Origin of the sequence: Porphyromonas bennonis DSM 23058 = JCM 16335 (assembly GCF_000375645.1) — a bacterium.
Classification (GTDB): Bacteria; Bacteroidota; Bacteroidia; order Bacteroidales; family Porphyromonadaceae; genus Porphyromonas_A; species Porphyromonas_A bennonis.
Genome location: NZ_AQWR01000023.1, coordinates 12,839 through 29,725 on the forward strand (window position 1 = coordinate 12,839; position 16,887 = coordinate 29,725).

The following is a 16,887-nucleotide window of genomic DNA, read 5'->3' on the forward strand; positions in this document are numbered from 1 at the left end:
CCGATGATGGAGAACAATAAGAGGAAGGGAGATCTCCTTATCGAAAATATCGGCGAGCTTGTTACTGTCGCCGGCTCTACCCGGAGGGGAAGGGAGGCGATGAGAGACATCTGGGTGCTATCCGGACCAGCCTCGGTGCTGATCCGTGATGGCAAGATCGCCTATGCTGGTCCCTCTGCCGACTGTCCTCAGGTGGGGACAGAGGTTGAGCGGATCGATGCTGAGGGCCACTGTGTCCTGCCGGGATTTGTGGACTCACATACCCACTTGGTCTTCGGCGGCTTCCGTGAGGATGAGTTTCAGTGGCGTCTCGCCGGCGAGAGCTACATGAGCATTATGGAGAAGGGGGGCGGCATTGCAGCCACCACGACTGCCACTCGTGAGGCTTCCGCAGAGGGGTTGACCGAGGCGGCACTGCTTCACCTTCGCTCCATGCTCCGTATGGGTGTCACCACGATGGAGGCCAAGAGCGGCTATGGTCTCGATAAGGAGACTGAGCTCCGTCAGCTTGAGGTGGCTAAGAGACTGGATGAGATGCAGCCGATAGATGTCGTCAGCACCTATCTCGGAGCTCACGACATTGCTCCTGAGTATAAGGGTGACCCGGACGGGTATATTGACTTCATCATCCGGGAGATGCTTCCGATCGTGAAGGAGAGAGGACTGGCTCGGAATGTCGACATCTTCACTGAGAAGAATGTCTTTGACCTCGAGCAGTCCCGTCGTCTGCTGTCTGCGGCTCAGGACATGGGCTTTGCCACGAAGATGCATGCCGACGAGATCTATCCTCTTGGAGGCGCAGGCTTGGCGGCTGATCTCGGCTGCCTCTCTGCAGATCACCTACTGAAGATCTCAGATAAGGACATCGACAAGATGGCGAAGAGTCAGACCGTGTCGACGCTATTGCCGCTGACCGCTTTCTCCCTAATGGATGACTATGCTCCTGCGCGTAAGATGATCGATGCCGGCTGTGCTGTTGCCCTCGCTTCAGACCTCAATCCCGGCAGCTGCTTCTCCTGCTCGATCCCGCTGATGATCGCTCTCGCAACCATCTATATGCATATGAGTGTCGAGGAGGCAGTTACCGCCCTAACTATCAATGCTGCGACCGCACTTGGCCTGCAGGATGAGATCGGATCGATCGAGGAGGGCAAGGCAGGCGATGTAGTGATCTTACGCTACCCTTCCTATAAGTTCCTCTCCTATCACTTCGGGATGAATATCGTGGAGACCACCGTCAAGGGCGGGATCCCCTACCACAACTAATCGACTACATTTATAATGAAACTAATAGATATGACCGTCGCCGGCTTCATCGATGAGCTGGCAAGTGACTCTCCCGCCCCCGGTGGTGGTAGCGTCTCCGCCCTCAATGGCGCCATCGCTGCTGCTCTCACCTCTATGGTGGGCAACCTCACCATCGGCAAGAAGAAGTATGCCGATGTCGAGGATGAGATGCGCGAGATCGTCTCTCGTGTCTCTGAGATACAGAAGGAGCTGCTCGAGGCTGTCGACAAGGACAGCGATGCCTTTAACGTCGTCTTTGCGGCTTTCAAGTGGCCCAAGGAGACGGAGGAGGAGAAGAAAGCCCGCTCCGCAGAGATCCAGCGAGGCACTAAGATCGCAGCAGACGTGCCGATGAGGGTGGCCGAGAAGGCTGCTGAGCTAATGCCCCTGATCGAGAAGGTGATCATAAAGGGAAACCAAAACTCGATCACGGACGCCTGCTGTGCTATGATGGCTTGCCGCTATGCGGTGATCGGCGCACTCCTCAACGTCCGCATCAACCTCGGATCCATCAAGGATGAGACTTTCGTTAAGGAGCATGCCGACCGCGCTGCTGAGCTTGAGCGAAAGGTCAATGAGTCAGAGCAGAAGATCCTTGCTCACGTCTATCAGAATCTCTAACCACACTACAACTATATGAAACTAAAATCAGTCCCCTACTGCACCAAGGAGCATATCATCTACTCAGTCGGTGAGAAGGACATCACCATCGAGGAGATCGAGCGACTCATCACTGCCGAGTCCGTCGAGTATAAGCTCTCCGACGTCGCTAAGCAGCGTATCCAGAAGTGCCGTGACTATCTGGATGAGAAGGTGAAGACCGCCGGTCGTCCCCTCTATGGTATCACCACGGGCTTCGGATCGCTATGCAACATCAGCATCCCGTCCGATGACCTGACCGCTCTGCAGGAGAATCTCGTAAAGAGTCACTCCTGTAGTTACGGCGAAGAGGTGCCGCTACCGATCGTGAAGATCATGCTGCTCCTCAAGGCGCACGCCCTCTCGTTGGGTAATAGTGGCGTTCAGGTGGCTACGGTCCAGTGCATCATCGATATGCTCAATCACGATATCACTCCGATCGTCTACGATAAGGGCTCCCTCGGTGCCTCGGGCGACTTGGCACCTCTCGCCAAGCTCTTCCTCCCGCTGATCGGCGAGGGCGAGGTGTACTACAAGGGTGAGAAGGTCTGCTCACACAAGGCCTTTGAGGACGCCGGCATCAAGACCATTACCCTCAAGAGTAAGGAGGGTCTGGCGCTGCTCAATGGTACTCAGTTCATGAGCTCCCATGCCGTGTATGCCCTCATCATGTGTCGTCGCGCTCTCTATGCTGCCACAGCGATCGGGGCCGTCTCACTGGAGGCTTTTGACGGACTGCAGGCGCCATTCATTCCTCAGCTCCATGAGGTTCGTCCTCATCCCGGACAGTCTGAGGTGTCTCGCCAGATGCGTAAACTCCTTGAGGAGAGCTCTCTTCAGCAGAAGGCGAAGCCGCAAGTGCAGGATCCTTACTCCTTCCGCTGCATCCCCCAGGTTCATGGTGCTTCGTGGGACTCCTTCACCTACGTCTCTGAGGTGATCACGCGTGAGATCAACTCCGTCACCGACAACCCCACGATCTTCCCTGATGATGACCTGATCGTCAGCGGGGGCAACTTCCATGGTCAGCCCATCGCCCTCGTGATGGACTTCTTGGCAGTCGCTATGGCAGAGCTTGGCAATATATCGGAGCGTCGTACCGCCCAGTTGATCCTTGGTCTTAAGGGTCTGCCTGAGTTCCTGGTGGCCAATCCCGGTCTCAATTCCGGCTTTATGATCCCGCAGTACGCTGCTGCAGCTATGGTCAGTCGCAATAAGATGTACTGCTTTGCTGCCTCGTCCGACAGCATCGTCAGCTCCAATGGTCAGGAGGACCACGTCTCCATGGGAGCCAATGCTGCCACGAAGATGCTTCCTCTCTTGGACAACCTCTACGCCATCCTCGGTATCGAGCTGCTGAATGCTGCTCAGGCACTCCAGCTTGAGGGCAATCAGGATAAGACCTCACCGAGGCTGCAGAAGCTCTTCCAGGCTTTCCGCCAGGAGGTGCCCTTCATCGAGGACGATGTGGTGATGTGCCCGATCATCGACAAGAGTGCTTCCTTCGCTTACAGCTACTGCTTCGCAGAGTTGCAGAAGTAATACTGACCTAATCCTCCATCGTGAGGAGCAAAAAAGACCTCAGATCCTAGTTGAACCGGGATCAGAGGTCTTTTTTGTCCAAAGTCAGATCCTTCAGAGCATAAGGAAAAAAAGGTGAATCAGAGAGGGTGTTGCCTTTTTTGTTACCTTTGTGGCGATTTTGACGTGACAAGACATTTATATCAATCATCTTATGGATAAAGTAAGTTACTCCCTCGGGCTGAGTCTCGGTAATAATCTGGCCAGCAGTGGTATCAAGGATCTCACTGTTGCTGATTTTGTGCGCGGGCTCACCTGCGTCCTCGAGGATGCAGAGCCGGAGATTACCTATGAGGAGGCAGAGGAGGTGCTGAAGACATACTTCACTAAGCAGCAGCAAGAGCGTTTCCACGACAATAAGGCAGCCGGCCAGACTTACCTGGAGGAAAACGGTGCACGTAAGGGCGTCGTAACGCTCCCATCCGGAGTACAGTATGAGGTTTTGGTTGAGGGCAAAGGTCCCAAGCCATCCTCCAGCGACACAGTCAAGTGCCACTACGAGGGGACTCGTATCGATGGTCAGATCTTCGACAGCTCTGTCCGTCGTGGTGAGCCTGCGACCTTCCCCGTCAATGGAGTGATCCAGGGTTGGCAGGAGGTGCTCCCGATGATGCCCGTTGGCTCCAAGTGGAGAGTGGTCATCCCAGAGGAGCATGCATATGGAAGTCATGGTGCCGGTCAGCTGGTCGAGCCCTATATGGCTCTCATCTTTGAGATCGAGCTCCTCGGTATAGAAGGCAAGTAAGATCCCTGCACCCTCTCATTGAAGAAAAATATCAACACATTAAATATCACACAATCATCATGAAAAAGACCGTAGTAACCCTCCTCGTCGGCACTGTAGCCGCCATGGGAGTGATGACGGGATGTGGCAATGGTCAGGGGACCGCTAAGCTGGTGACCCCTCAGGACTCTGCTGCATACTTCTTAGGTCTCTCACAGACCATGCCCCTGCACGAGCAGTGGGACCAGTATCAGTATCAGGTGCCAGGTGACTCTGCATCCAAGAAGGATCAGTTCATCCAGGGCTTCCGCGATGCTCTCACCTCAGGCAGTGCCAAGGCAGCCTACTCCAATGGCTACCTCATGGGCTTTCAGCTCATTGACTCATGGGAGGGCTTCAATGCTCGCATCCCCGGCGACTCACTCGATAAGCAGAAGTTTATCGATGGTCTGATTGCCGGTCTCTCCGGCAAGGTAGATACGACCCTGACGATGGACGCCATCAATAACTACATGCAGGAGTACTTCGCCAATGCTCAGAAGATCGTCGAGGATCAGAATAAGAAGGCTGGTGCTGACTTCCTTGCTGCCAATAAGTCTAAGGATGGTGTCGTAGAGCTGCCCAGTGGTCTGCAGTACCGTATCGACAAGCTTGGCGACGGCATCAAGCCCGCTGCCGAGGATACTGTAGTGGTTCACTACAAGGGGACGAAACTCGATGGTACCGTCTTCGACTCCTCTTACGATCGCGGTGAGCCTGCGACATTTCCTCTTACCGGAGTGATCCAGGGCTTCAGCGAGGGACTCCAGCAGGTACCTGCCGGCTCTAAGGTGACTCTCTGGATCCCCGGTGAGCTCGCCTATGGTCAGCGTGGATCGGGTGATCAGATCGGTCCGTACGAGCTGCTTACATTCGAGATGGAGCTTCAGGAGGTGCGACCCGCTGCAAAGAAGTAATTAGAATATTGTGCCTGACTAAGGCATAGTGTCTTTGACGAAAGGGGTGTGTCGAGTTGTTTCGGCACACCCCTTTTTGCGTCGTTAGTTTTTTTTACATTTGCGGTGTGGTTATCGAGTTGCAATATGGGTTGCACAGATAGCCGATAATTATTCCTATTCGTTTCGTTAGCATTATGAAACAAGCATGTAACTTATCGATCCTGCTGATCGGGCTTATGATGCTTCTCTCAGGCTGTGGCTTGATGAAGCTCTTCACCTCGGAGCAAAGGGATGTCTGTATGGCTCGATTGGAGACCAAGGAAGGAGCCACCTACACCGGGTATCTCAGAATGCCCATGTCGGGGGACAAGGAGCTCAAGCTATTCGATGACCTCGCCCTCACTCAGTCAGCCGGCACCTTCAAGTCAGAGGACCTGAAAGGCATCGAGCTCAGCAACCCCAAGCAACCCGACTCAAGCTATCGCTTTGAGTACAAAAAGTTCTCCTCTTACATGCGAAGCAATTCCACATGGATGACTCTCGTAGATAAGGGACCTGAGCTTACCGCCTACCTCCTTGCCTCTTCGTACAAGATTGATGAGAAAGGGGACATCTTCTTCATCGGCAACGAGCAGCGGATCATACGTGGTGGAGGAAGTATGGCTGTGGTAAAGCCCAGCTTCCCACTATTCTTGGAGAAGCGCGGAGGTATCTTGAGAAAGGTTGCTCTGGTACACGGGGTCAACTATGAGGGATCTCAGTTTAGAGGCGGAGTGGTCAGATTCCTTGCCGATGATCCGGAGCTCTGTAGCTATGTGAGGGGGCTGAAGTGGGAGTTTGAGGACATAGATAAGGTGGTCAAGTACTACGATCCTCACCGCAAGGGTGAGCTGGTCATTAGGGATGACCGGGGTCAAGTCCTCGCTCTGCCGCCACGTAAGATGGTTACTGATGCTCTGTCGGGCGAGCTTATCTACACTGCGGATGTGGCTAAAAACCTAACCCCACACTTTGGAATGGCCTCCTACCTCGGGCTCCGCTCATCACTCGGTACGTACTTCACCTATGGCGGGTCTGTAGGGTTCAATCAGCCTTGCCTCGTGGATGATGCCGCACTGATAACGGAGGATCCGAGCTTCTTGATGAAAGATCGCAAGGAAGTGGAGGTGCCCCAGGAGTTCATCAAGCGAGTGACCCTTTTTAGCTTCAATGCTTTTGCGGGTCTACAGGTGCCGCTTGATCTGAGGTCTGTCTATGTTATTCCTTCCCTGAGTGGATGTGTTACCGGAGACCTTCACTCCGACTACAGCCTGATCAGTGTTGGACCACTCGTCCGGTGCGACCTTGGCATCCCTCTGAAGTATGGGAATATGCTCTTCTTCGGCGCCGGATACAAGTACGGCTTCCCCATCAAGGATGCGGATGAGATGGCAGCGGACAACTACAAGAATGTGACTCCTTATGGTCAGTCTCATACTGTCTTCCTGACCATCGGCTATATGTATTGACCCGTTGATCTTACTAAGATAAGGGAGAGAAAGAGAAGTCTCTTTCGCTCCCTTATTAATTTTGGTGTCAGTAAGCTATTGCTGACGGATGGTGGCTCTGAAGATAAGGGAGTCTGTGCCCCTTTCGGTCGGATCAAGGGTCTCGAGGATCTCGGGGAGGGTCTCTACCCAGTCGATCTGTGGAGTGATCTTGTCCATAGTGTAGCTCTCTCGGAGCCAGTCCGCAGTCCCGCTCAGGAGTAGGGTGATGAGGTCTTGTCGTAGCTCCTCTTGCACGCCATCAAGACCCTCCAGGACCAGCCAGGCTGCTCCCTCGGTGGAACCGTCCTCTAAGTCGGCAAATCGAGTAAATGCACCTATTCGAAGTCGTGACTGGCGGTCAGGAGACTGTGCCAGTCCGGCCTCGGTGACGAGATCAGAGTAAAGCTGATCAGCCTCATCGTGAGCGTAGATCACCATCGGGAAGGACTCGTTATAGCCCTTGCTGGCAAAGAATCCGCTCCAGTCGGCTCGATTGAGCAGGCGGGTTGCGGACACGTTATTGGCGGTCAGCTGGGTGTCGCCCCATTTGTCGTCTATTTCTCTATCCATAAGCGTTGATTAAGTGTTACGGGGACAAGATACCCATTTTGTAGTTGACTGCCTTTTGTAAGACACTACAAATCGTGGACTTGAGGGGACGGGTGAAGGTCTCCATAACAGACTGACTATCTGCACCACGTGATCCATGAATCTAATACCGGTATTAGATCGAACTAATATCGGTATTAGTCGCGACTATTACCAGTAATAGTTTTGGCTAACATTGATGGGGCTGTGACGCCGGAGCCGGAGACTTGTTTTTATTGCTTTTATATTATGGCTTACGACGTAAAAAGGGTCTCTAACTTTACGTTAGAGACCCTTCCTTGTAGAGGTGCCTGGCGGATTCGAACCGCCGTAAACGGATTTGCAGTCCGGTGCATAACCACTTTGCTAAGGCACCATATCGCTCTTTGTAGTGCAAAGGTCACGAAAAAGTATGACATTGGCAAGTCTTCAGCCTTGGTGGATTCCGTCATTCACCCTATGGGGGACTTGGGGAAATGAGACTAAAGGGGTAACTTTGACGAAGAAGAGACCCACACTCACCAAGCTTAACCGTCTGGTCTCTCTTACTACTTACCTACTTTAAGTTATGAAATACGGATACATCAAGGTGGCTGCTGCCGCACCATTCGTGCGAGTTGCTGATTGCTTCTACAATATCGATCGGATCGAGGCACTCGTCAGACGCGCTGTGGATCAGAAGGTGGAGGTCCTTGGCTTCCCAGAACTGTCGATCACCGGGTACACCGCCGGCGATCTCTTGCTGCAACCCTTCCTCCTGGAGCAGGCTGAGGAGGCTGTGCTTGAGCTTGCCAATCGTACTGCGGATACTGACATACTCTTCTTCGTCGGTATGCCTCTGAGGGCAGAGGAGAAGCTCTACAACGCTGCCGTCGGTATACAGGGAGGGCGTATCTTAGGTGCCATCCCGAAGACTTTCCTGCCTAATTATAGGGAGTTTCAGGAGAAGCGCTGGTTCTCCAGCTCTTATGAGCTCGCCTACTCGACGATAGAGATCGGGGACCAAGAGGTGCCTATAGGTCACGACTTGATCTTCCGTCATAAGGACGTCGGTATCGGAGTGGAGATCTGCGAGGATATGTGGGCGCCGATCACTCCCGGTGTCCGTCTGTCGCTCCATGGGGCTCACATTATCTTCAATCTCTCGGCAAGTAATGAGAATGCCGGGAAGAACTCCTATCTCCGTGCGCTGATCTCCGGGCTCTCCTCTCAGGCGATCAATGGATATGTCTATAGTAGCTGTGGTCATGGTGAGAGCTCAACAGACTTGGTCTACACCGGTAAGGCCTTTATTGCGGAGAATGGTACGATCCTGAAGGAGATGGAGCGCTTTGACCTGAGTGAGAAGCTGATCGTCAGCGATATTGACATCGCACGCATCAGGACTGAGCGGATGCTTAATAGCACCTTCCGCACTGCGGCTACAAAGTATGCGACAGAGAAGCTCATTGTAGTCCCCTTTGACCTCTCAGAGCAGGATGATGACTACGTGATGACGCGTCCGGTGGAGCGCAATCCCTTTATGCCCGGCACCGTGGACCTTGAAGAGCGAAGTGATGAGATATTTAAGATCCAGGTGACCGGTCTCATGCAGCGCCTTCGTCATCTCAATAATCCGAAGATGGTCATCGGTGTGAGTGGTGGACTGGATAGCACCCTGGCGCTGCTCGTCTGCTGCTATGCCTGTAAGGTGCTCGGGCTCTCAACTCGCCAGATCATCGGCGTGACAATGCCTGCTGAGGCAACGAGCGACCGCACGAAGTCCAATGCGGACAAGCTGATGGAGCTCTTGGATATCGATAGTCGCGAGATTCCTATCAGCGCAGCAGCTATGGATCACCTGAGGATGATCGGGCACGATTCTGAGACACAGGACACTACTTACGAGAATGCCCAGGCACGCGAGCGGACTCAGATACTGATGGATCTGGCAAATATGGAGGGCGGCATCGTCATCGGCACAGGAGATCTCTCGGAGCTGGCGCTCGGGTGGTGCACCTACAATGGTGACCATATGAGTATGTATGGTGTCAATGCTTCGATCCCCAAGACCAGCGTGCAGATGATCGTCACTCAGCTCGCCGGGCAGTCGGATGTGTCGCCGGAGCTCAGGAAGGTCTTGCTTGATATTGTGGCAACTCCGGTTTCGCCTGAGCTTACCTCCACCTCTCCCGAGGAGGGACGGATCACTCAGCGTACCGAGGAACTGATCGGACCATACGAGGTGCACGACTTCTTTATCTTCCATATGATCTACAGTGCCTACTCTCCCGCCAAGATCCTCTACCTAGCTCAGAATGCCTTTGGAGACGACTACACGAAAGAGCAGCTCAAGGAGTGGATGAAGATCTTCGTGAAGCGCTTCATCTCCCAGCAATTTAAGCGCAACTGCAGCCCTGACGGACCTAAGGTGGGAGCAGTATCACTCTCCCCGAGAGGCTGCTGGCGTATGCCGAGCGATGCCTCGGCTGATATGTGGCTGAATGAAATAGACAAATTTTGATACCTTTGTCGCCCACGTTAATATTAGGATGATTAGGAATGATTGAAGTCAACGATCTCGCCATACAATTTGGAGGGAAGACCCTCTTTAAAGATGTTAATCTGAAATTCCTCCCGGGGAATTGCTATGGTGTCATCGGTGCCAATGGAGCAGGGAAGTCTACCCTGCTCCGTATGATCAGTGGAGAGCTATCACCCACGAGAGGCACCATTACCTTTGGACCAAGTGAGCGACTCTCCGTACTATCGCAGGATCACTTCGCCTTTGACGATGAGACGGTGCTCGATACCGTCATGCAGGGACATAGTACCCTCTGGGCGGTGAAGGAGGAAAAAGATGCACTTTACGCCAAGGAGGATTTCTCTGACGCTGACGGCATTCGTGCTGCAGAGCTAGAGGAGAAGTTTGCCCTTATGGAGGGGTGGAATGCGGAGAGTGACGCGGCTCAGCTGCTGAGTGGACTCGGCATCCCGGAGGAGCTCCACGGAGAGCTGATGGCCAACCTCAATGGTAAGCAGAAAGTGCGGGTCCTCCTAGCACGTGCCCTCTTCGGCAAGCCGGACAACCTGCTCCTCGACGAGCCAACCAACGACCTCGACATCGACACTGTGGCATGGCTGGAGGACTACCTCCAGGACATCGACAATACCGTTCTGATCGTCAGCCACGACCGACACTTCCTCAATGCGGTCTGCACCGACACTGTAGATATTGACTATGGTAAGGTGACACTCTATCCGGGCAACTATGACTTCTGGTACGAGAGTAGCCAGCTGGCGCTGAAGCAGCTCCAGCAGCAAAATAAGAAGATGGAGGAGAAGAAGAAGGAGCTGGAGGAATTCATCCGTCGCTTCTCCGCCAACGTGGCTAAGAGTAAGCAGACCACCTCGCGCAAGAAGATGCTGGACAAGCTCAATGTCGAGGAGATCAAGCCATCCACGAGACGCTACCCTGGGATCATCTTCACTCCCGACCGAGAGGTGGGGAATAAGATCCTGACCGTAGAGGATCTGGCTGCAAAGGCTCCCACGATCGACGGATCTGGTGAGGAGTTGCTCTTCTCGAGGGTTAGTTTCAATGTGGAGAAGGAGGACAAGATCGTCTTCCTCTCACACGATCCTCGGGCGATGACCGCTTTCTTTGAGATCATCAACGGAAATCGCGAGCCCCTCGAAGGACATTACGAGTGGGGGCAGACGGTCACCTCTGCCTATCTGCCGCTGGAGAATGGGAAGTACTTCGACTCCACGATGAACCTTGTAGACTGGCTGGCACAATTCTCTGAGGACACCAATGCGGTCTACCTCAAGGGGTACCTCGGTCGAATGCTCTTCCGCGGTGAGGAGCTGGAGAAGGAGGTGAAGGTCCTGAGCGGAGGAGAGAAGATGCGCTGCATGATCGCTCGGATGATGCTCACCAATGCCAATGTCCTGATCCTCGACTCTCCCACCAACCATCTTGATCTGGAGAGCATACAGGCATTCAATAATACGCTGATCAACTTCCCCGGTAATATCCTAATGGCGAGCCACGATCACCAGTTTATGCAGACGGTCGCCAATCGGATCATCGAGCTGGGACCCAATGGCATCATCGATAAGCGCTCAGACTTCGATACCTACCTGCAGGATCCCGTCGTGGCGGAGCAGAGGGCAAAAATCTATAATGAGAGCAAGGCATGATAAATGTAGGTATCGTAGGTAGCGAGGGGTATACTGTCGCGGAGCTGTACAGCCTCGTGATCAAGCACCCCGATGTGGATCTCCGGATGATCTACTCCCCGTGGCGCAGCGGGATGAATGTCTCGGAGCTCTATCATGATCTCCACAGTATGCGCACCCTTCGCTTCACTGATGAGGCGGACTTCGAGGGGCTTGATGTCCTCTTTATCTGTCTGCCGAGCGGGATGTCGCGAGCTTTCCTGGAGAGTCATCCCATGCCGGAGGGCATCCGCGTGATCGACTTTGGTCATGAGCACCGCCACTCCGTCGATGCGGACAAGACCTTTGTCTACGGCTTAGTCGAGGCCTATAAGGACGAGATCGTCGATGCACAGTACGTCTCCGTCCCCGGCTCCTTTGCCGAAGCGGTGGAGCTGCCCCTCCTGCCGTTAGCGCGGGAGGGACTCCTGCAGAGTGACCTCCATATTCACTGCATCTCCGGCAAGACTCAGGCGTTTGCTCGTCCGGAGAAAGATAAGGGACTCTCCTACGAGGCAATCTTTGATCAGATGCATGTCTACTCTCCTTTCTCTCATCACCAGCAGGACGAGATCTACAGGACGCTGTCTGACCTTCAGGAGGGTGGGTTCCATCAGAAGATCAGCATGATCCCCATGCGGGGTGGCTTCAATAGGGGGATGTACTCGACTATATACATGAACTCCCCCCTCACCGCTGAGGAGGCGGAGAGGATGTATACAGACTTCTTTGACCCCTCAGCCTTTGTCTACATTACGGACGAGTACCCGGATGTGAGAGACACGCAGAATACGAATAACACCCTCATCCACCTCACCAAGCTGGATGACAAGCTGCTCATCGTCTCCTCGATGGACAATCTGATGAAGGGGGCTGCCGGGACGGCGATCCATATTATGAACACTATGTTTCGCCTCGTAGAGACGACCGGACTGGAGCTGAAGTTTACCAGTTACTGATCCGATACCGTTTATCTCCACAGGTCGTCCGGTAAGGGGTCAGCGTCGGAGAGTTCGCTCATAAGCTTCTCTTCGTCTACTACATAGGCTGTAAAGGCTCCGGAGACCGGGAATCGATTGAAGTAAGGGTTTCGGGTGCTGAATAAACGGATCTCACTTATCTCGGGAGACTCTATGACGGCATCGTAGTAACGTCGGATGCGTTGGGCGATCCGAGGCAACACCTTGACCATAGGACCTTGGGCGGTAGTTAGCACCGCAACTATATGCCAGCGAGGACGGCGATCGATGTGATCGGTCGTCCCTCTCGGTAGATGGTGGGAGACACTTATGTGACGTCCGCCCTCCTTATTGATCCTCTCCATCATCTGCATAAAGAGCGTCCCGTGGGGCGCATCATCACGCCTGCCCGAGAGATCGATCGCATAGTGGATCATCTCGTGGAGCAGTGTGTCCTCGTACACCTCACTGGGAAGATCCATCCGGACATTGATCTTGATCTGACGGGTCACACTGGAGGTACGCCGACGATGCACATACATACCTGCGTAGCTCTTGACATCGCTCAGCAGGATGGGAATAGGGGGTAGGGCGTCCTCGAAGAAGGTCTGATTGAACTCTCCAAATCTTTCCTCCAGAAAGTCAGCTGTTGGTCTCACACTGCAAAGTTACACAAAGGAAGCCCTTCCTCAGCTTTTTTCTACCCCCCCGTGTTTGTTATCGTTTATTCGCTTATATTTGACTATTCGATAACCCTTCAAGACGTTTGTAATGAAATCAATGACCTTATCCCTTATGGCGATGCTCGCCATACTGCTCAGTACTCCGCTGACGCAAGCAGGTACTCCAGACAAGACCGTTTCGCTTGGCTTTACTCCTTTAGAAATAGAGATTGAGGATGGTATCGTTGCCCGGGTCGCTCGTGGCAACGATGAGCGAGTGGAGATCTACTGCGATGAACCCGGTGAGATCATCTGCAAGAAAAACTCAAGAAGCGGCTCGCTGGAGCTGAAACGCAAGTCAAGGAGGGGCGACTTCCTCCGTAACTTGCCAAGGCCTAAGTGCATCGCCATCATTGTGACCAAGGATCCCTCTGCCATCAGAGAGATCTCGTGTGACTCCGGAGCGTCTATCAAAATGGCTGACAAGGATCTCCGCTTTAGCTCACTGTCGCTCTCTGCAGACTCGGGCGGCGAGATACGTATAGATGGTGACTGCCCGAGGATCGACATAGAGGCTGATAGTGGCGGTCGGGTCAGTGTGTCGGGTGTTTTCGGTCGGCTCACAGCCTCAGCGGACTCCGGTGCCTCAGTAGCGATCCGAGGCGACATAAAGCGAGGAGGCTTCAGTGTCGACTCCGGTGCAAGAATAAGTGCCCGAGGGAGGGCAGGCTTTGCCGAAGTGGAGTGTGACTCTGCGGGGGTCTTTGACGGCAAAGATCTTATCGCAGATGAGGCAGCCCTCGAGGCAGACTCTGGCGGGGTGATCCGCATCGCCTGCAGAGGAGAGTACAGGAGCGAGAAGGACTTTGGCGGTGTGATCACGGTATCACGTCCCAAGTGACTTCTCCATAAAACTGAAAAATCATAGCTCTTCGGCAATAATTTGTCGGCTGATATGAAGAAAGAGCTGACTCCATTCCCTGGAGTCAGCCCTTAGTGTTTGAGGAAATGAGACCCTACTGAGGATAGTTAGTTGCAGTCTATCGAGTGAGACAGCAGGTCCTTCAGGGGATGCTGTAGGACTTATGTGGCTGTGGTGTCCTCGGATGCCGTCCTCATAAGGGTTTGTCCCTACTGATCGAAATCGAAAATAGAGGCTGGGTAAGTCACCTCCTCCAGAAAGAGCCCCTCGCTGGGTGCCGACGAGCCACAGAGGGATCGGTCTCTGGCGGTCAGTAGATCTATGAAGGCTGATGGCTCCATCCTCCCTCTGCCTACCTCAAATAGTGTCCCGACTATACCGCGGACCATATTTCTAAGGAAACGATTAGCGGTGATGTGAAAGGTGTAGCAACTCTCTCCGAAGGAGGAGTCACGCTCCCACTTCGCCTCTGTGACAGTGCAGTTGTGTGTCTTGACCTGCGAGTGCTTCTTGGAGAATGTGGTGAAGTCGTGCTCGCCGATGAGGTGCGAGGCCGCTTCGTTCATCGCCCCAAAGTCCAGCGTCTCCGGGACAAGGGTGCAGTACTTCCGGGTAAAGGGGGATGCCTTGGTCCTTACGTGGTACCCGTAGCGGCGACTCACCGCATCAAATCGGGCATGGGCATCAGCCGTCACCCGTCTGACCTCCAGTAGAGCAATGTCCGGTGGAAGGAAGCGGCGCAGACGGTAGGTCAGTTGCTCTATCTCTTTGCCCGATAGGTTGAGATCCAGATGGCATGCCATCCGAGCGGCGTGTACCCCGGTGTCTGTCCGACCTGCTCCGGTAACGGATATGGGACGACGAAGCATGGTGGAGAGTCTCAGTTCCAGCTCTCCCTGCACGGTGCGACCCTCAGGCTGTGATTGCCAGCCGAGGAAGTCGGTACCGTCGTATGCTATGTAGAGGAAGTACCTCATTTGTATCTATTCAAAAAAAGTCCCACAGTGCTCCTCTAAGTGGATCTCTGTGGGACTTATTAACTCTTGATGGTCAGACCATCCTCAGTAGATGTATTGTGAGAGAGATTACTTCTTCGTCTCCTCCTTCTTCTCAGGGTTACTCTTGGAGGGGTCGTACAGGTCGTTGAGGTACTTGACTACCTCCTCTGTGATGTCATACATCGGGACTGAGTAGATGATGGAGCCGCCCTGATTAGAGAGGATCACCTGGTAGTGTCCGTGGAGCTCATTGTAGGTACGGATCTGAGACCAGATCGTATCCGACAGCGCTTTCATCGTCTTAGCCTGCTCCTCCATGAGCTCTCCGGAGAGCTTCTGCTGGAGCTGCTGGAAGTCCTGCTGCTTCTTCCCAAGTCTCTGATACTCACGCTCGGCACGCTCCTGGCTGAAGAAAGCATTGTTATTCATCTTATACTGGAAGTCCTGCATCTCCTTCTCCAGCTGTCGTCCCTGAGCATTGAGATTAGCCTGCTTCGTCTCAGCGGATGCCATAAGCTTGTCATTGACATCCTTAGCGTAGTTGTACTGGCTCATCAGGCTGTCCAGAGTGACGTAAGCGATCGGCATAACCACCGCTGAGTCTCCTGCTTGAATGGGAGTGACCTTAGGAGACTTGGATCTCTGGTCTGTAAAGTGGAGCACAAAGAGTGCAGCTACAGCAACCGCCAGTATGACGGTAATGATGGTATTGGTAGAGTTCTTCATTGATGTAATGATAGGAGCAGTAGCCACGATAGCGGCTAAGAGTGCTCCGCTTGGATTGTGTAAGTTTCGAGATTAGCAGTATGATACGAGTGGTGAGGGATGACCAAGTATCTCATGAGAGATGCCAGGCATCTACTCGTCTGAGGAGTGGATGCGATCGTAGAGGTCCCGATGCTTCATCTCCTGAGCGGTGATCTTATGGCCGCACACCAGCCCCTTAGCTCGGAGTGCAGGCTGGTCCTCTACCTCGGTCTTGGGGAATTCGCCTCCCTCCACGAAGAAGACCCTCACGCCTAAGAGCAACACTGCAAGCCCCACGAGAGCTAGTGTCAGTATGAGTGTTATGGTCATAATCTATGCTATCGATTCCTTAGTGATCAGATTACGAGGGCAAATATACCCTTTTTATTCATTCCTTGTAATCTTCTTTTCCCTCTTCCCGCTCCTCTCAGCTCTCATTTAGGGTCTTATAACACTTCCTATCTCTTAGTACAAGCCCGTAGGGTGGGGTAGTCGAGTGGGAGTAAAAAGTGAAGCCCCTCAAGTGAGACAAATATCTACACCTAAGGGGCTTCGGGGGAGGGAGTGGCGCGACTTGGAATTGAACCAAGGACACATGGATTTTCAGTCCATTGCTCTACCACTGAGCTACCGCGCCGATATGCTGTTGTCGGGGTTGCTTCCCGTTTTTGCACTGCAAAGGTAAGATAAAAAATTGGATTAGCAAGGCCTCCCGCACGCACCCAGGTCATTTGTCGCAGATCGTGTGGCTAATTCGCATTTTGATGTGCTGGGTGTGTGAGTAAAAAGAGATTACCTTTGTTGAGGAGACAATAGATAACGGACCAGGCAGTAGTTTTAGCGTATGGAAACAGCAGAGATAACGGAGCTGATATCAGCATTTGTCCCGGAGGAGATCCTCCGCGACTTCGAGCTGAAGGAGGTGAAAAAGGAGTGCGGGGTCTACCGACTCTATATGGACGAGAAGGACGACGAGAGCCATTATCCCCCGGAGCTGTCGGAGGCGAAGGAGGTGGTCCGATGCGGCTACATGAATCCCTGCGAGATCCAGACCTTCCCCATAGCCGGTCGCGAGGCNTTCATTTACATACGCCGCCGGAGGTGGAAGGA

16 protein-coding genes and 2 tRNA genes are annotated in these 16,887 nt (G+C 53.4%); 11 read left to right on the plus strand and 7 right to left on the minus strand.

What is annotated here, in order from left to right:
- Window positions 1-6 precede the first annotated feature (6 nt).
- The 6 genes from hutI to B088_RS05365 all read left to right on the plus strand — a co-directional run bounded on the left by hutI (window position 7) and on the right by B088_RS05365 (window position 6,677).
- On the plus strand, window positions 7-1,266 hold the full coding sequence (hutI, locus tag B088_RS05340; protein ID WP_025082090.1) for an imidazolonepropionase: 1,260 nt from the start codon (window positions 7-9) through the stop codon (window positions 1,264-1,266).
- Window positions 1,267-1,281: 15 nt separating this feature from the next.
- On the plus strand, window positions 1,282-1,908 hold the full coding sequence (locus B088_RS05345) for a cyclodeaminase/cyclohydrolase family protein (RefSeq protein ID WP_025082091.1): 627 nt from the start codon (window positions 1,282-1,284) through the stop codon (window positions 1,906-1,908).
- Between the two features lie 15 nt (window positions 1,909-1,923).
- Window positions 1,924-3,468: a histidine ammonia-lyase gene (gene hutH, locus B088_RS05350; RefSeq protein ID WP_018107387.1), complete on the plus strand. Its 1,545-nt coding sequence runs from the start codon at window positions 1,924-1,926 to the stop codon at window positions 3,466-3,468.
- A 193-nt stretch (window positions 3,469-3,661) separates the two neighbouring features.
- Window positions 3,662-4,252, plus strand: a complete 591-nt coding sequence (bamJ, locus tag B088_RS05355) for a BamJ family beta-barrel-assembly machinery protein (protein WP_018107388.1) — start codon at window positions 3,662-3,664, stop codon at window positions 4,250-4,252.
- Between the two features lie 59 nt (window positions 4,253-4,311).
- Entirely contained in the window at window positions 4,312-5,187 is an 876-nt protein-coding gene (locus B088_RS05360) for an FKBP-type peptidyl-prolyl cis-trans isomerase (RefSeq protein ID WP_018107389.1), read from the plus strand.
- A 176-nt stretch (window positions 5,188-5,363) separates the two neighbouring features.
- The gene (locus B088_RS05365) at window positions 5,364-6,677 is read left to right on the plus strand and encodes a hypothetical protein (protein ID WP_025082092.1); all 1,314 of its coding nucleotides are present in this window, start codon (window positions 5,364-5,366) and stop codon (window positions 6,675-6,677) included.
- A 75-nt stretch (window positions 6,678-6,752) separates the two neighbouring features.
- Here B088_RS05365 and B088_RS05370 read toward each other — a convergent pair whose 3' ends face one another.
- Both B088_RS05370 and B088_RS05375 read right to left on the minus strand, forming a co-directional pair.
- Window positions 6,753-7,268 carry a hypothetical protein gene (locus tag B088_RS05370; RefSeq protein ID WP_018107391.1) on the minus strand — a complete coding sequence of 172 codons (516 nt, stop codon included), beginning with the start codon at window positions 7,266-7,268 and terminating at the stop codon, window positions 6,753-6,755.
- A 323-nt stretch (window positions 7,269-7,591) separates the two neighbouring features.
- Window positions 7,592-7,662, minus strand: a tRNA-Cys gene (locus tag B088_RS05375).
- Between the two features lie 192 nt (window positions 7,663-7,854).
- Between B088_RS05375 and B088_RS05380 the strand changes: the two genes are divergently transcribed.
- Genes B088_RS05380 through B088_RS05390 form a run of 3 tightly spaced genes read left to right on the plus strand, consistent with a single transcriptional unit; the run spans window position 7,855 to window position 12,448 of the window.
- Window positions 7,855-9,789, plus strand: coding sequence for an NAD(+) synthase (locus B088_RS05380; RefSeq protein WP_018107392.1), 1,935 nt, complete (start codon window positions 7,855-7,857; stop codon window positions 9,787-9,789).
- A 38-nt stretch (window positions 9,790-9,827) separates the two neighbouring features.
- On the plus strand, window positions 9,828-11,471 hold the full coding sequence (locus tag B088_RS05385) for an ABC-F family ATP-binding cassette domain-containing protein (RefSeq protein WP_018107393.1): 1,644 nt from the start codon (window positions 9,828-9,830) through the stop codon (window positions 11,469-11,471).
- Complete coding sequence (locus B088_RS05390) at window positions 11,468-12,448, plus strand: hypothetical protein (RefSeq protein ID WP_018107394.1); 981 nt, start codon at window positions 11,468-11,470, stop codon at window positions 12,446-12,448. The genes B088_RS05385 and B088_RS05390 overlap by 4 nt, the downstream gene beginning before the upstream one ends.
- Window positions 12,449-12,459: 11 nt before the next feature.
- On the opposite strand, the gene B088_RS05395 is transcribed toward B088_RS05390, so the two are convergent.
- Window positions 12,460-13,107, minus strand: a complete 648-nt coding sequence (locus tag B088_RS05395; protein ID WP_018107395.1) for a SprT-like domain-containing protein — start codon at window positions 13,105-13,107, stop codon at window positions 12,460-12,462.
- Between the two features lie 112 nt (window positions 13,108-13,219).
- Between B088_RS05395 and B088_RS05400 the strand changes: the two genes are divergently transcribed.
- On the plus strand, window positions 13,220-14,011 hold the full coding sequence (locus tag B088_RS05400; RefSeq protein ID WP_155802333.1) for a GIN domain-containing protein: 792 nt from the start codon (window positions 13,220-13,222) through the stop codon (window positions 14,009-14,011).
- 230 nt (window positions 14,012-14,241) lie between these two features.
- Here the strand turns inward: B088_RS05400 and truA are convergent, their stop codons facing one another.
- The 4 genes from truA to B088_RS05420 all read right to left on the minus strand — a co-directional run bounded on the left by truA (window position 14,242) and on the right by B088_RS05420 (window position 16,414).
- Complete coding sequence (gene truA / locus B088_RS05405) at window positions 14,242-15,009, minus strand: tRNA pseudouridine(38-40) synthase TruA (protein ID WP_018107397.1); 768 nt, start codon at window positions 15,007-15,009, stop codon at window positions 14,242-14,244.
- Between the two features lie 108 nt (window positions 15,010-15,117).
- Window positions 15,118-15,756: an OmpH/Skp family outer membrane protein gene (locus B088_RS05410; protein ID WP_018107398.1), complete on the minus strand. Its 639-nt coding sequence runs from the start codon at window positions 15,754-15,756 to the stop codon at window positions 15,118-15,120.
- 132 nt (window positions 15,757-15,888) lie between these two features.
- Window positions 15,889-16,107, minus strand: a complete 219-nt coding sequence (locus B088_RS05415; protein WP_018107399.1) for a hypothetical protein — start codon at window positions 16,105-16,107, stop codon at window positions 15,889-15,891.
- A 235-nt stretch (window positions 16,108-16,342) separates the two neighbouring features.
- Window positions 16,343-16,414, minus strand: a tRNA-Phe gene (locus tag B088_RS05420).
- A gap of 207 nt (window positions 16,415-16,621) precedes the next feature.
- On the opposite strand from B088_RS05420, the gene B088_RS05425 reads away from it, so the two are divergent.
- Window positions 16,622-16,887: ISAon1 family transposase N-terminal region protein (locus B088_RS05425; protein ID WP_018107400.1), on the plus strand; the 266-nt coding region annotated here is incomplete at its 3' end.

Bases quoted from the DNA above. Each gene is read 5' to 3' on its own strand.
- B088_RS05365 (WP_025082092.1), top strand. From the start codon at position 5,364: ATGAAACAAGCATGTAACTTATCGATCCTGCTGATCGGGCTTATGATG.
- bamJ (WP_018107388.1), top strand. From the start codon at position 3,662: ATGGATAAAGTAAGTTACTCCCTCGGGCTGAGTCTCGGTAATAATCTG.
- B088_RS05380 (WP_018107392.1), top strand. From the start codon at position 7,855: ATGAAATACGGATACATCAAGGTGGCTGCTGCCGCACCATTCGTGCGA.
- B088_RS05400 (WP_155802333.1), top strand. From the start codon at position 13,220: ATGAAATCAATGACCTTATCCCTTATGGCGATGCTCGCCATACTGCTC.
- B088_RS05415 (WP_018107399.1), bottom strand. From the start codon at position 16,107: ATGACCATAACACTCATACTGACACTAGCTCTCGTGGGGCTTGCAGTG.
- B088_RS05370 (WP_018107391.1), bottom strand. From the start codon at position 7,268: ATGGATAGAGAAATAGACGACAAATGGGGCGACACCCAGCTGACCGCC.
- B088_RS05360 (WP_018107389.1), top strand. From the start codon at position 4,312: ATGAAAAAGACCGTAGTAACCCTCCTCGTCGGCACTGTAGCCGCCATG.
- hutH (WP_018107387.1), top strand. From the start codon at position 1,924: ATGAAACTAAAATCAGTCCCCTACTGCACCAAGGAGCATATCATCTAC.
- truA (WP_018107397.1), bottom strand. From the start codon at position 15,009: ATGAGGTACTTCCTCTACATAGCATACGACGGTACCGACTTCCTCGGC.
- B088_RS05390 (WP_018107394.1), top strand. From the start codon at position 11,468: ATGATAAATGTAGGTATCGTAGGTAGCGAGGGGTATACTGTCGCGGAG.
- B088_RS05345 (WP_025082091.1), top strand. From the start codon at position 1,282: ATGAAACTAATAGATATGACCGTCGCCGGCTTCATCGATGAGCTGGCA.
- B088_RS05385 (WP_018107393.1), top strand. From the start codon at position 9,828: ATGATTGAAGTCAACGATCTCGCCATACAATTTGGAGGGAAGACCCTC.
- hutI (WP_025082090.1), top strand. From the start codon at position 7: ATGGAGAACAATAAGAGGAAGGGAGATCTCCTTATCGAAAATATCGGC.
- B088_RS05410 (WP_018107398.1), bottom strand. From the start codon at position 15,756: ATGAAGAACTCTACCAATACCATCATTACCGTCATACTGGCGGTTGCT.